A 13977-nucleotide genomic window follows, 5' to 3' on the forward strand; every position below is an offset into this window, starting at 1 on the left:
GGAGATGGTGATGCCGGGCGACAACGTGGCGATCACGGCCGACCTGATCACGCCGATCGCCATGGAGAAGGAGCTTCGGTTCGCCATTCGTGAAGGCGGCCGTACGGTGGGTGCCGGTGTCGTCAGCGAGATAATTGAATAGTCTGCCAAGGAGTGCCTTCAAGTGAGAATCATTATAACACTGGCCTGCACGGAGTGTAAGCGAAGAAACTATACAACGACCAAAAATAAACGTACAACGCCTGACAAGTTGGAGTTCAGCAAGTATTGTCGATTTTGCAAAAAGCATACGCCGCACAAAGAAACAAAGTAATCCTACAATCAGGCGTTGAGGATTTAATGCAGGCCAGTAGCTCTAATTGGTAGAGCATCGGACTCCAAATCCGGGTGTTGGGGGTTCGAATCCCTCCTGGCCTGCCACATTTTCAGGTGTAACTTGCAATGGCGCCGGTAGCTGATGGCTGAAACGGTTGACAGCTATCCGCCGTTGATTAAAACGGGGTATGATGGGACGATTACTTCGAAAAAAAGATCCAGGCAAAAAGCTTAAAAAAGAACGGCCCACTGGTGAAGCCGGACAGAACCAGAATTCCCCCGCTGTGCAGGGAGCGACTCAACCGGCAGTAAAAAAAACCTATACTCCGGTTAGCAAACCCACGGCTGTTAAAGAAAAGACTTTTATAGACAAGGGGTTACAGTTTCTCAGAGAGGTGAAAGTAGAGCTTAAAAAAGTTACATGGCCTTCACGCAAGCAGACAATGGGCTCTACATTGGTGGTGCTTGTGATCGTGACGATCATTTCACTTTTTCTAGGGCTTGTCGACGCAGGGCTTTCCGGCTTGGTCCGAGCAGTATTGCAATGATGCAGGAGCGTTTATAGTGTCAAAAAAATGGTATATTGTTCATGTCTATTCTGGATTCGAGAATAAAGTGAAAGCTTCCCTCGAAGAAAAAATAGCCTCGTCGCTCGATCCAGATAAGTTTGACAAGGTCCTCGTCCCTACAGAGGAAGTTGTTGAGCTGGTTAAAGGCAAGCGGAAGACCTCGGCGAGAAAGTTTTATCCCGGCTACCTGCTCGTCAGGATGGAGCTTGATGATGAAACGTGGCATATCGTGAACAATACGCCCAAGGTTACCGGTTTCTTAGGCGGAAGAGAAAAACCGACGCCGATTTCACAGGAAGAGGCTGATACCATACTCAACCGGATGGAGGCGGGCAAAAACCAACCGCAACCCAAGTATTTCTTCGAAACCGGCGACGAAATCCGAGTAACTGACGGCCCCTTCACCAATTTCAACGGAACCGTGGAAGAGGTCAGCCCTGAAAAGGGGAAGATCAAGGTGCTGGTGAGTATATTCGGCCGGTCAACACCGGTTGAACTGGATTTTATCCAAGTATCGAAATTGTAATCGCCCCGGCGGCGTTATCAATCGTGACAGTTTTTACGATTAAACCGAACTATATTTATCTTTAAGGGAATTGATCGAAAAATGGCTAAAAAGGTAATGGCTCAGATAAAGCTTCAAGTTGAAGCAGGCAAGGCAAATCCTTCTCCTCCCATCGGTCCGGCTCTCGGGCAGCACGGTGTCAATATCATGGATTTCTGCAAGGCGTTTAACGCACGGACCGCCAACGATGCCGGTATGATCATTCCTGTGGTTATTACCGTATTTCAGGATCGCTCATTCACCTTCATCACCAAAACACCGCCGGCTGCCGTTCTGCTGAAGAAGGCGGCTAAAGTTGCCAAGGGGGCAGGCGATCCCAAGCGTGATCGGGTGGGCACGGTAACCATGGCTCAGGTCGAAGAAATTGCCAAAATTAAAATGGAAGATCTTAACGCAAACGATCTGGCTGCCGCCTGTAAAATTATCAGCGGTACCGCCAGAAGCATGGGGATTGATGTCAATTAGCTGTCCGGGTATGTATTGAGTGGCGATTTCGAAACAACGAGATCGCCAGTCAGACGGGGACGCTGAGCTACAAAATTCAAGGAGCAATAGCTAAAATGCCTAAGCGTGGTAAGAAATATAAGGAATCATCAAGCAAGATCGAGTCTACCAAACGTTACGATTTCACCGAAGCGATTGATGCCGCCATCTCCTCCTCCTATGCAAAGTTTGATGAAACCATCGATGTGGCTGTGCGCCTCGGCGTTGATCCCAGACATGCCGATCAGATGGTTCGCGGAACCGTCGTCCTGCCCAATGGCCTTGGAAAAGAAGTCAAAGTGCTTGTCTTCGCCAAAGGTGAAAAAGAGATGGAGGCCAGAGAAGCCGGTGCCGAATTCGTCGGTAACGAAGACCTGGTTGAAAAAATCAAAGAAGGCTGGTTCGGATTCGACAAAGCCGTCGCCACACCGGACATGATGGGCACTGTCGGAAAGATTGGTCGACTCCTTGGCCCCAGGGGCTTAATGCCCAACGCAAAAACCGGAACGGTCACTTTTGATGTGGCTAAAACGGTCCAGGAACTCAAAGCTGGTAAAATTGAATTCCGGGTTGAGAAAGCAGGCATCATTCATGCACCGATGGGAAAGGTATCCTTCGGTTCACAAAAGCTTATAGAGAATGTCTCCGCATTTCTCGAGATGATCATGAAGCTGAAGCCATCTTCCAGCAAAGGAACCTACCTGAAAGGGATTGCCGTGTCCACGACGATGGGACCCGGAATCAAAATCGATACAGGACTGGTAAAGGATTTGGGAAAATAGGTGTGTCACCGGCCGCCTTGTATCATGGTTGGTGAACATTTTTTTTATGGCAGGCACATAACAGCCTGTCTGACTACGCTGTCAAAGACTGTAGGTCCACAAAGGCCCGTTTAGAAAAGGGGCTGCGTGTTTAATCGGTTTATACCGGCCTGCCGAGACGGAGTTGAAGCGTTTCATGAGGTCTTCCTATAACGTCATTTTTTCCAACCCTGATGTTACAGAAGCCCCTCTCAGAAATCAACGCCATCATGTGTCCTCCGGTTTTTGCAGATTAAGGAAGGGGGTGAAATCAAGCATTGGATATTAACGAAAAAAAGAGAATCACTGACGACCTTCAAGGGCGCTTAAAAAAGTCGACAATCGTTATTTTGACCGACTACAAAGGGCTCGATGTCTCAGCAATGAACATCTTGAGGAGAAAGCTCAGAGAGGCAAATGCCGAATATCAGGTGGCTAAAAACTCGCTTCTCGTGCGTGCTTCGGAAGGTAATGACGTCACCCTGATCAAAGATCACTTCAAAGGACCAAGTGCCATCGCCTTGACTTATGGCGATCCCGTTGCACCGGCAAAAGTGCTCACTGATTTCTTAAAGGAAAATAAAAACTTTGAAATCAAAATGGGCGTGCTCAACGGTAAGGTCGTTGATCCTGAAGGAATCAAGGCGCTGTCTTCGCTGCCGTCGAGGGAAGTCCTTTTGGCTCAGGTGCTCGCAACCATGAACGCCGTTCCGACATCACTTGTTAGGGCTCTGAGTGACGTGCCGAAACGAATTTTGAACGTGCTTCAGGCAATCAAGGACCAGAAGGAAGCCCAGGCCTGATTGGCCCATTACCTAACGAGATTGAAAGACTGTAAAATTAATTAATCTGGAGGAAAAATTACCAATGGCTGATATTACCAAAGCAGATGTTATCGAGTTTATAGCTAATATGTCCGTTCTTGAACTCTCCGAAATGGTTAAGGAGATGGAGGACAAATTCGGCGTCTCCGCGGCTGCGCCGGTTGCCATGATGGCTGCAGGACCTGTGGGTGATGGCTCGGGTGCGGATGCAGACGAGGAAAAGAACGAATTTGACGTCATGCTTATCGCCCCCGGCGACAAGAAGATTGCCGTTATCAAAGAGGTCCGCGCCATTACCGGCCTGGGTCTTAAGGAAGCCAAAGCGCTGGTGGACGAAGCGCCCAAGGCGGTTAAAGAGGCCATCCCTAAAGAAGAGGCCGAAAAGATTCAAGCGCAGCTTGAAGAAGCGGGCGCCCAAGTGGAGCTCAAGTAAAACCCAACTGGCCACAGCCGTCCTAAGTAGCCATAATATTGTTTTTTTATTTTAAAAAGCATTGAATGTGAAAATGGGGTACAAAGGTGAATAGTCCTTTGATCCCATTTTCTCATTCCTAAATCATCTATCGGAGTTGCCATGTCGAATAGACCAACGGCGAACAAGAGAATACGAAAAAGCTTTGGCAAAATTAAAAAAATTGTAGAAATCCCCGATTTGATCGGTATGCAGCGTGATTCATACCAGCGATTTCTCCAAATGGGCGTGCCTCCCGAAAAACGGGAAGACATCGGTTTGCAGGCGGTTTTCAAGTCCGTATTCCCGATCAAGGATTTCACGGGCAGTGCTTCTCTGGAGTTTGTGTCTTATCGATTTGCTGAAATTAAGCATAGTGAAGAAGAGTGTGTCCACCGTGGCATGACCTATGAGCTGCCGGTTCGGATAACGGTCCGGCTGGTGGTGTATGACACAGACAAAGATACCGGTGTATCCAACATTAGAGACATTAAGGAACAAGAGATTTACTTCGGCACCATTCCACTGATGACTGCAAAGGGGACATTCATCATCAATGGAACGGAACGAGTCGTGGTAAGCCAGTTGCATCGGTCATCGGGCGTTTTTTTCGACCATGACAAAGGCAAAAGCCATTCCAGCGGAAAGATCATCTACAGCTCTCGAATTATTCCGGTGCGTGGATCCTGGATCGATCTGGAAATAGACCCCAAGGACATTGTATACATCCGAATCGACCGCCGCCGGAAATTTCCCGTTACCGTTCTGTTTAAAGCCTTCGGCTACTCCACAGAAGACCTGTTGAGCTACTTTTACAACACCGAAAAGATCATTTTTGACGGAAAGGTTTACTACCGGGGGTTTGCGCCTGAACTCTTGAAAGGAACACGGGCCAGCAAAGATGTCCTGGACCCCGAGACCGGAGAGGTGCTTGTTAAAAAAGGGCGCATATTCACCCAGCGAGCCCTCAAGCAGATGACCGCCGCTAACTTCTCGCGGATTCCCTTTGAAAGGGATGATTTGCTTGACAAGGCCATTGCCTTTTCTGTGGCCAACCCGGAAACCGGGGAGGTGATGGCACACGCCAATGACGTGGTGGACGAAACCATGTTAAAGCAATTCGAAGATACTGGCATCAAAGAATTCGAATTGCTTTTTATCGACGGTGCGTCCAGCAGTGATTCCATCCGAAAAACCCTGCTACTGGACAAAGTAAACACCAAAGAAGAAGCGCTGATCGAAATATATCGCCTGCTTCGACCCGGCAACCCGGCAACACCGGAGGTTGCGCAGGATTTTCTCGACCACCTTTTTTTCAAGTCCTCTTACTATGACCTGTCCGGCGTTGGGCGTCTCAAGATCAATCTGCGCCTGGGAATCGACACGCCGGTGAACGTCAGAACCCTTCGAAAAGAGGATATTCTGCTGACGGCCAATACCTTGGTCGAACTTCGGGACACCCAGGGGGTGGTGGATGATATCGACCATCTCGGAAACCGTCGGGTACGTGCTGTCGGAGAACTGCTTGAGAACCAATACCGCATTGGTCTGGTCCGCATGGAACGGGCAATCAAAGAGCGCATGAGTCTGCAGGAAGTCGACGCGCTGATGCCGCACGACCTGGTGAATCCGAAACCCGTTTCAGCGGTCGTCAAGGAGTTTTTCGGTACCAGCCAACTCAGCCAGTTCATGGATAAAACCAATCCCTTGTCCGAGACTACCCACAAACGGCGACTCAGTGCATTGGGACCGGGGGGGCTGACGCGGGAACGAGCAGGCTTTGAAGTCCGTGACGTTCACCCGTCACACTACGGACGCATCTGCCCAATCGAGACGCCTGAGGGCCCCAATATCGGACTCATCGTCTCCTTGAGTACGTACGCCAAGGTAAATGATTTTGGTTTTATCGAGACGCCGTATCGGGTGGTTGAAAATGCTACGGTATCCAAGGATGTCAGATTTTTAAGTGCTTTCGAAGAGAAAGACCATCCCATTGCCCAGGCCAACGCACCCATCGATGAGGCCTCCCAGTATATTAACCCGACGGTCACTTCCAGGGTTGCAGGCGAATTCATGATGGTAGAACGGGAGAAGATCGAGCTGATGGACATCTCACCCAATCAGTTGGTGAGCGTCTCCGCTTCGCTGATCCCCTTCCTTGAAAATGACGACGCCAACCGCGCACTGATGGGCTCCAATATGCAGCGCCAGGCAGTTCCCCTGATCAAGTCGGAGGCACCGCTGGTGGGGACCGGCATCGAAGGGGTGGTGGCCAAGGACTCCGGCGTTACGGTCGTGGCCAGCCGAGATGGTGAAGTGGTCGATGTGGACGCGTCGCGGATTGTTCTGAAGCACGATTCATCCGAGGCCGGTGCCGACAAACAGGTGACCATCTATAACCTGCTCAAATTTGTCCGCTCCAACCAGAATACCTGCTTCAATCAGCGCCCCATCGTAAGGATAGGCCAGTTTGTCCGCGCCGGCGAGATCATCGCCGACGGCCCTGCCACCGAGCAGGGGGAGCTTGCCTTGGGGAAAAATGTCACCGTGGCCTTCATGCCCTGGGGTGGATACAACTTCGAGGACTCCATTCTCGTCAGTGAACGGTTGGTGAGAGACGGCGTTTACACGTCGGTGCATATTGAAGAGTTCGAAGTCGTGGCCCGGGACACCAAGCTCGGCAAGGAAGAAGTGACGCGTGATATCCCCAATGTGGGCGAAGAGGCGTTGAGAAATCTTGACGACAGCGGGATTATCCGCTTGGGTGCCGAGGTGAAACAGGGTGATATCCTCGTCGGAAAAATCACGCCCAAAGGCGAGACGCAGCTGTCGCCAGAGGAAAAGTTGCTGAGGGCCATATTTGGCGAAAAGGCCGGCGATGTCAAAGACACCTCCCTGCGGGTTCCACCTGGCGTGGAGGGCATCGTGATCGATGCGAAAATATTCTCCCGGCGTGGTGTCGAAAAGGATGAACGCGCCCAGGCTATCGAAACTGCCGAGATGGCGGCTATGGAGAAGAACAAAGACGACGAAATCAAAATTATCGGCGAAAGCGTCCGGTCTCAGTTGGAAACGCTGCTGAATGGCCAGAAATGTTCAGCGCCGCTGAAAAAGGGCAAGAAGGTCTATCTCGCCAAAAATACCCCCATTGAGCCTGGCAGCCTGGTCCAGGTTCCCGTTGCCGAACTTGAAGGACTGCTTTTTGACGATCCGGTGCTTACCGAAAAGGTCCACCAGGTGCTGGACGTATACCGTGCGCAGGTGACCCGTTGCCAGGATGAGTTCGAGGGCCGGCGGGGGCGCTATGAGAAGGGCGACGAGTTGCCGCCGGGCGTGATTAAAATGGTCAAGGTCTACGTGTCCATGAAGCGTAAACTTTCCGTCGGTGACAAAATGGCCGGTCGCCATGGGAACAAGGGTGTGGTGTCCAGAATCCTTCCCATCGAAGACATGCCCTACTTTTCGGACGGCAGACCCGTCGATATGGTACTCAATCCACTTGGCGTCCCGTCACGGATGAACGTTGGTCAGATTCTTGAAATTCACCTGGGTCTGGCGGCAAAGGGGCTTGGCGATCAGCTTAACACACTGTTTGAAGCGAACAAGGTCCAGGATCTTCGCAAAAAACTAACCAATATCTTCGATTCTGCTGCCGGCAACCTGAAAAAGATGAGCGACAAGGATGTAAAAGGCCTGGCGGGGTTTTACCGCAACGGTGTTCATATGGCGACGCCGGTATTCGATGGTGCCAAAGAGGATGAAATCAAGCGGCTGCTGGTCGAGGCTGATTTGAGTCCCACGGGTCAGACGACCCTCTATGACGGCCATACCGGAGAATCCTTCAAGGAGAAGATCACCGTCGGCACCATGTACATGCTCAAGCTCCACCATCTGGTCGATGACAAAATCCACGCCAGGTCCATCGGGCCTTACTCCCTGGTGACGCAGCAGCCCCTTGGCGGCAAGGCTCAATTCGGTGGTCAGCGGCTGGGGGAGATGGAAGTCTGGGCCATGGAGGCATACGGGGCCGCCCACGCGCTGCAGGAGTTCTTGACGGTCAAGTCGGATGATATGGCCGGTCGCACCCGGATGTACGAAAAGATCGTCAAGGGTCAGAACGTCTTGGAGCCCGGCATACCCGAATCGTTCAAGGTGCTCACCAAAGAGCTCCAGAGCCTGGGTCTGGATGTGACCCTGCTGGAGGACTAAATCGGGTGATTCCGGCGACATTGGCGTGCCACCCCCTTTGATTATCCTTAACGCCATTAAAGGAATGATATATGGAAACACTGTATGACTTTTTTTCTAAACCGACAGATCCCAGGCGTTATACTGGCGTCAAGGTTTCTCTGGCCTCTTCGGACCAGATTCGGCAATGGTCCCATGGCGAGATAAAAAAGCCGGAAACAATTAACTACCGGACGTTCAAACCGGAGCGTGACGGACTGTTCTGTGCCAAAATTTTCGGGCCGACCAAGGATTACGAATGTAACTGCGGCAAGTACAAACGCATGAAACACCGGGGTGTGATCTGCGAAAAGTGCGGTGTTGAAGTGATCCAGTCAAAGGTGCGTCGGGAGCGTATGGGGCACATTGAATTGGCCACACCGGTTTCCCATATCTGGTTTCTCAAGAGTCTGCCGAGCAAGATCGGCAACCTTCTCGACATCACGCTGAAGAACATGGAGAAGGTGCTCTATTTCGATTCGTATATCGTCATTGATCCCAAAGACACGGCCCTGACCCGTGGCCAGCTGCTGTCTGACGACAAATACCAGGAGGCCATCGAGACATACGGCTTCGGAAAATTCGAAGCCGGAATCGGTGCGGAGGCGGTCAAGGCGCTGCTGGAAAACATCGAGCTTGACGAGCTTTACCAGGAACTGAGAAAAGATATCCGGGCCACCAATTCAGTGGCCAAACGGCAAAAGCTGTCCAAGCGATTGAAGATCGTGGACGCGTTCATGCGATCGGGTCTGGAGCCCGTTTGGATGATCATGGACGTGATCCCCGTGCTACCCCCCGACCTCAGGCCCCTGGTTCCGCTTGAAGGCGGGCGGTTCGCCACCTCCGACCTGAACGACCTCTATCGCCGGGTCATCAACCGCAACAACCGGCTAAAACGGCTCATGGACCTCAAGGCGCCGGAAATCATTGTCCGCAATGAAAAACGGATGCTCCAGGAATCGGTGGATGTCCTCTTTGACAACGGCCGTCACGGCCGGGTGATCACCGGTACCAACAAACGACCGCTCAAATCTTTAAGTGACACGTTGAAAGGCAAGCAGGGCCGGTTTCGCCAAAACCTCCTGGGAAAACGGGTGGACTACTCCGGCCGTACGGTGATCACCGTGGGACCAAACTTGCGGCTTCACCAGTGCGGTCTCCCGAAAAAGATGGCACTCGAGCTCTTCAAGCCATTTGTTTACTACCGGCTGGAGCAAAAAGGCCTGGTCTCAACCGTAAAAAGCGCCAAGAAAATGGTTGAGCGGGAGGTCCCTGAAGTCTGGGACACCCTGGACGAAGTCGTCAAGGAATACCCGGTGATGCTCAACCGTGCGCCGACCTTGCATCGTCTGGGTATTCAGGCCTTTGAACCCACCTTGATCGAAGGCAAGGCCATTCAGCTCCATCCGCTGGTCTGTACGGCCTTCAATGCCGATTTCGACGGCGATCAGATGGCTGTCCACGTGCCCCTGTCCGTGGAGTCCCAGATTGAAGCCCGGATACTGATGCTTTCAAGCAACAATATTCTTTCCCCGGCCAATGGCAGCCCCATCATCGTCCCCAGTCAGGACATCGTTTTGGGCCTATACTACATGACTCGTGAAAAAGATGGCTGCAAGGGGGAAGGAAAGATTTTTTCCAACCCGGAAGAAGTGCGGGTTGCCTACGACGACAGGGCTGCCGAATTGCACGCCAACATCACCGTTCGTATCGATGGAAACCGGGTGGAAACCACTGTCGGACGGATTCTCCTTTGGGAGATCATGCCGAAAGAATCGGTGGCCCGGTTGCGCCACATCATGGTCAGTGATCAGAAAACCATGACCAAAATCGTGAAAAAGGCGCGGGCCGGCGAAGAATTCATCGATCTCGTCGCCGCCTATTCCGAAAGCCCCGACAAAGACAACAATGGTGAACTCGGGCTCCTGAAAAAAGAAGAGCTCATCCGGGTATTCGGTGCCGCTCCCGATGATGCAGATGCTCTGTTTCTCCTGCCCGAAAACGATATCTCTTCCATCATCTCCACCGATTCGGGGTCCCACCTGTTTCAGGTGATGGAGCGACGCCCGGAAATTCCCTTTGAAATTATCAACAAGGTGATGGACAAGGGTGCCCTTCGCGGACTGGTCGATTACGTGTACCGGAATCTGGGGGCCAAGGCCACGGTTATCCTGGCAGACCGGCTGAAGGACACCGGGTACAAGTATTCCACCAAAGGCGGGCTTTCCATTTCCATCGACGCCATGATCATCCCTGAGAAAAAAGGGGAAATTATCAACCGGGCAGACATGCAAGTGATCGAAATCGGCCGCCAATACACTGAAGGCCTCATCACCCAGGGTGAAAAATACAACAAGGTGGTGGACATCTGGGCCAAGGCCACCGATGACGTGGCCAATGAGATGATGGACGCCATGAAGGTGGAACCCCTCAACGACAGAGAGGGCAACCCCAGACTGGACGAGTCCGGAAAACCCCTGCTGGCGGAAAGCTTCAATCCCATTTATATGATGGCCGACTCCGGCGCCCGGGGCAGCAAGGACCAGATGCGTCAGCTTGCCGGCATGCGCGGATTGATGGCAAAACCTTCCGGGGAAATCATCGAAACTCCCATTCAGGCCAACTTCCGGGAGGGGCTTTCCGTACTCCAGTATTTTATTTCCACACATGGTGCCCGGAAAGGTCTTGCCGATACCGCGTTGAAGACTGCCAACTCGGGATACCTGACCCGCCGCTTGGCAGATGTGGCCCAGGATTGCGCAGTCATTGAGCACGACTGCGGTACCATGCTTGGCGTGGAGGTGGAGCCGTTGCTCGAAGGCGGTGAGGTGATTCAGCGCCTCAGCGAGCGTATCCTGGGACGCACCACCGTGAAAGACATACTGGATCCGTTTACCGATGACGTGGTTGTCCGCGCGGGCAAGGAAATCAATGAAAACGATGCCCAGACCGTCGAAAACGCCGGCGTTACTATGGTCTTGATTCGCTCCGTATTGACCTGCCGCACCAAACACGGTGTTTGCGCCAAGTGCTATGGTCGGGATCTGGCCCATGGTCGAACGGTCGAGATGGGACAGGCGGTGGGTATCCTGGCTGCCCAGTCAATCGGTGAGCCGGGAACTCAGCTCACCATGCGGACATTCCACATCGGTGGTACGGCTAGCCGTCGGGTCGAACAGGCGGACATTCGCTCACGAACTGCCGGTAAAATCAAATTTGTCGACCTCAATGTGGTCAAAAATGCGGATAATGAAATGGTGGTCATGAATCGCCGGGGAGGCGAGTTTGCCATTGTCGGTGAGACCGGACGTGAGCGCGAGCGGTGTCCAGTCATCTATGGTGCCCATATCGTGTTGCAGGATGGCCAGGCCGTAAGCCCGGGCGATCTGCTGGCCGTATGGGATCCATTTACCACGCCGATTATCACCGAGGTGGATGGGACCGTCAAGTTTGGCGATCTGGTCCCGGGGAAGACCATCCAGGAGAAAGTGGACCCGGTTACCGGCAAGTCCAGTCGGACGGTAATAGAATCCAAAATCGCCGAAGAGCGCCCCCGCATCTCCATTAAGGGCGAGGACGGCAAAACGGCCAAGCTCCCCAAGGGCTCGGGGATGGCGCGCTACATGCTGCCGGTGGATGCGATTGTGATGGTGGAAGAGGGCGATCCGGTAAAAGCCGGTGATATCATCGCCAAACTGCCCCGTGCGACCACCAAAACCAAGGACATTACCGGGGGTCTGCCCCGGGTCGCCGAATTGTTTGAGGTGAGAAAACCGAAAGAAGTGGCTGTATTGGGTGAAATCGACGGTTATGTCTCCATTTCCAAGGCCACCAAAAAAGGCAAACAACGGGTCACGATCACCCCGGTTGATGTGGGTGAAAAGAAAGAATATCTGATTCCGCGAGGCAAGCATATCAATGTTTACGAAGGGGATTACATCCGGGCTGGCGAACCGCTCATCGGCGGAGCTGCCAACCCCCAGGATATCCTCAAGATCAAAGGGGAAGTGGCACTGGCGAAATACCTGGTGGATGAAGTCCAGGAGGTTTACCGGCTTCAGGGTGTTCGCATCAACGACAAGCACATCGAAGTGATCGTTCGTCAGATGATGCGCCGGGTAAAAGTGGTGGATGTCGGAGACACGGATTTCATCCTCGAAGAGCAGGTGGACAAAATCAATTTCGAAGAGGCCAATGAAGTCATCATCGCCAAGGGCGGAAAACCGGCGATTGCCGAACCGTTGATCCTCGGAATCACCAAGGCGTCGCTGAGCACGGACAGTTTTATTTCGGCGGCATCCTTTCAGGAGACCACCAAGGTGTTGACCGATGCCAGCATTGCCGGGGCCGAAGATTCGCTGCGAGGCCTCAAGGAAAACGTAATCATGGGCAGAATCGTTCCCGCCGGAACAGGTGTGGCCGAATACCGCGATCTGCAAGTGGTGGCAAGTGGTTCTGACTGATGGGTTGCCGGAGAAACGGTTAAAAATTATCTTGACAATAGAAGGCTTAAACTATACACAGTCAGTTTCTGTGCGCGAAGAAATTTGATGTCAATGATCAGTTGAAGGGGTTAATATGCCAACAATCAACCAGCTAGTGCGTAAGGGTCGGAAACGGGTTGTAAAAAAGACCAATACACCGGCACTGAAAGGGGCACCTCAAAAACGAGGGGTTTGCACCCGTGTTTATACCTCAACACCCAAAAAACCCAACTCGGCGTTGCGCAAAGTTGCCAGGGTCCGTTTAACCACCGGTGTGGAAGTGACGGCCTATATTCCGGGAATCGGGCACAACCTTCAAGAGCACTCCGTGGTGCTGGTCCGGGGAGGGCGTGTCAAGGACTTGCCTGGTGTTCGGTATCATATCGTTCGTGGAACGTTGGATACCTTGGGTGTGGATGGGCGGCGGCAGGGGCGTTCAAAATACGGCGCCAAGAGGCCGAAATAGCCTTGATGTAAATAAGCTGACTGATAGTCGATATTTAATGAAAATGGTGTGAGCTATGCCGAGAAGAAGAGAAGTTCCCGAACGAGTGATCATTCCGGATGCCAAGCACAACAGCAAGCTGGTATCCAAGTTTATCGCCTCGCTTATGCGCGACGGGAAAAAGAGTATTGCCGAATCACTGCTGTACGGGGCCTTTGACATCATCAGTGAAAAGACCAATGAAGACCCGCTCAAGATTTTTGAGAAGGCGCTGGAGAATGTAAAACCCCACATCGAGGTCAAATCCCGACGCGTGGGAGGATCCACATATCAGGTGCCCACTGAGATTCGCCCGTCCCGGCGAACGGCTCTGGGTCTTCGATGGGTCATCAGTTATGCACGGGGGCGTGGTGAAAAAGGGTTTGGCGCGAAGCTGGCCGGGGAGCTGATGGACGCTGCCAATGGGCGCGGTGCTACCGTGAAGAAGCGAGAGGATACGCACAAGATGGCAGATGCCAACAAGGCGTTTGCCCACTTCCGCTGGTAACGATCCACTTCCACTATATATTATCTGCACTAGGTTTTGAGCGCCGTACAGGTCTGCCAATTGCCTGACGATCAAAACCTTTTGCCTTGTTGGGGTGACAGTCCCCGCTAACAGGAGGACCCGGAGATGGCGAAGAAAAAATTTGAGAGGACGAAGCCGCACGTAAACGTAGGGACCATCGGGCATATTGACCATGGCAAGACAACCCTGACGGCGGCGATCACGAAGTTGAGTGGATTGAAGGGGTTGGCCGACTATATTCCCTTT

The 13977-nt window shown here is 52.5% G+C and carries 12 protein-coding genes, 1 tRNA gene and 1 pseudogene; all 14 read left to right on the plus strand.

Annotation, left to right across the window (positions count from 1 at the left end; genetic code table 11):
- Positions 1–142: pseudogene (tuf, locus tag QNK41_RS15820) on the plus strand (elongation factor Tu); the annotation flags it as partial.
- A gap of 21 nt (positions 143–163) precedes the next feature.
- The gene (gene rpmG / locus QNK41_RS15825; RefSeq protein ID WP_155303881.1) at positions 164–313 is read left to right on the plus strand and encodes a 50S ribosomal protein L33; all 150 of its coding nucleotides are present in this window, start codon (positions 164–166) and stop codon (positions 311–313) included.
- 30 nt (positions 314–343) lie between these two features.
- A tRNA-Trp gene (locus tag QNK41_RS15830) sits at positions 344–420 on the plus strand.
- Positions 421–503: 83 nt separating this feature from the next.
- Positions 504–863, plus strand: a complete 360-nt coding sequence (gene secE, locus QNK41_RS15835) for a preprotein translocase subunit SecE (protein ID WP_319258624.1) — start codon at positions 504–506, stop codon at positions 861–863.
- Positions 864–879: 16 nt separating this feature from the next.
- Positions 880–1410: a transcription termination/antitermination protein NusG gene (gene nusG / locus QNK41_RS15840; RefSeq protein WP_319258626.1), complete on the plus strand. Its 531-nt coding sequence runs from the start codon at positions 880–882 to the stop codon at positions 1408–1410.
- An 81-nt stretch (positions 1411–1491) separates the two neighbouring features.
- Positions 1492–1914, plus strand: coding sequence for a 50S ribosomal protein L11 (gene rplK, locus QNK41_RS15845; protein WP_319258628.1), 423 nt, complete (start codon positions 1492–1494; stop codon positions 1912–1914).
- 95 nt (positions 1915–2009) lie between these two features.
- Complete coding sequence (rplA, locus tag QNK41_RS15850; protein WP_319258630.1) at positions 2010–2714, plus strand: 50S ribosomal protein L1; 705 nt, start codon at positions 2010–2012, stop codon at positions 2712–2714.
- A 296-nt stretch (positions 2715–3010) separates the two neighbouring features.
- Positions 3011–3535, plus strand: coding sequence for a 50S ribosomal protein L10 (gene rplJ / locus QNK41_RS15855; protein WP_319258632.1), 525 nt, complete (start codon positions 3011–3013; stop codon positions 3533–3535).
- Positions 3536–3608: 73 nt separating this feature from the next.
- Positions 3609–3989: a 50S ribosomal protein L7/L12 gene (gene rplL / locus QNK41_RS15860; RefSeq protein ID WP_413815165.1), complete on the plus strand. Its 381-nt coding sequence runs from the start codon at positions 3609–3611 to the stop codon at positions 3987–3989.
- A 141-nt stretch (positions 3990–4130) separates the two neighbouring features.
- Positions 4131–8216 (plus strand): DNA-directed RNA polymerase subunit beta, encoded by a 4086-nt coding sequence (gene rpoB, locus QNK41_RS15865; RefSeq protein WP_319258636.1) that lies wholly within the window; start codon positions 4131–4133, stop codon positions 8214–8216.
- Between the two features lie 71 nt (positions 8217–8287).
- Entirely contained in the window at positions 8288–12697 is a 4410-nt protein-coding gene (gene rpoC / locus QNK41_RS15870; protein WP_319258638.1) for a DNA-directed RNA polymerase subunit beta', read from the plus strand.
- Positions 12698–12812: 115 nt separating this feature from the next.
- A complete protein-coding gene (gene rpsL / locus QNK41_RS15875) occupies positions 12813–13184 on the plus strand; it encodes a 30S ribosomal protein S12 (RefSeq protein WP_319258639.1) in 372 nt (123 codons plus the stop codon).
- Positions 13185–13239: 55 nt separating this feature from the next.
- Complete coding sequence (gene rpsG / locus QNK41_RS15880; protein ID WP_319258642.1) at positions 13240–13710, plus strand: 30S ribosomal protein S7; 471 nt, start codon at positions 13240–13242, stop codon at positions 13708–13710.
- A 126-nt stretch (positions 13711–13836) separates the two neighbouring features.
- The coding region (locus QNK41_RS15885) for a GTP-binding protein (protein WP_319255173.1) at positions 13837–13977 on the plus strand (141 nt) is incomplete at its 3' end.

Origin of the sequence: Desulfosarcina sp., from assembly GCF_033791525.1 — a bacterium.
In the GTDB taxonomy this organism is placed as follows: Bacteria; Desulfobacterota; Desulfobacteria; order Desulfobacterales; family Desulfosarcinaceae; genus Desulfosarcina.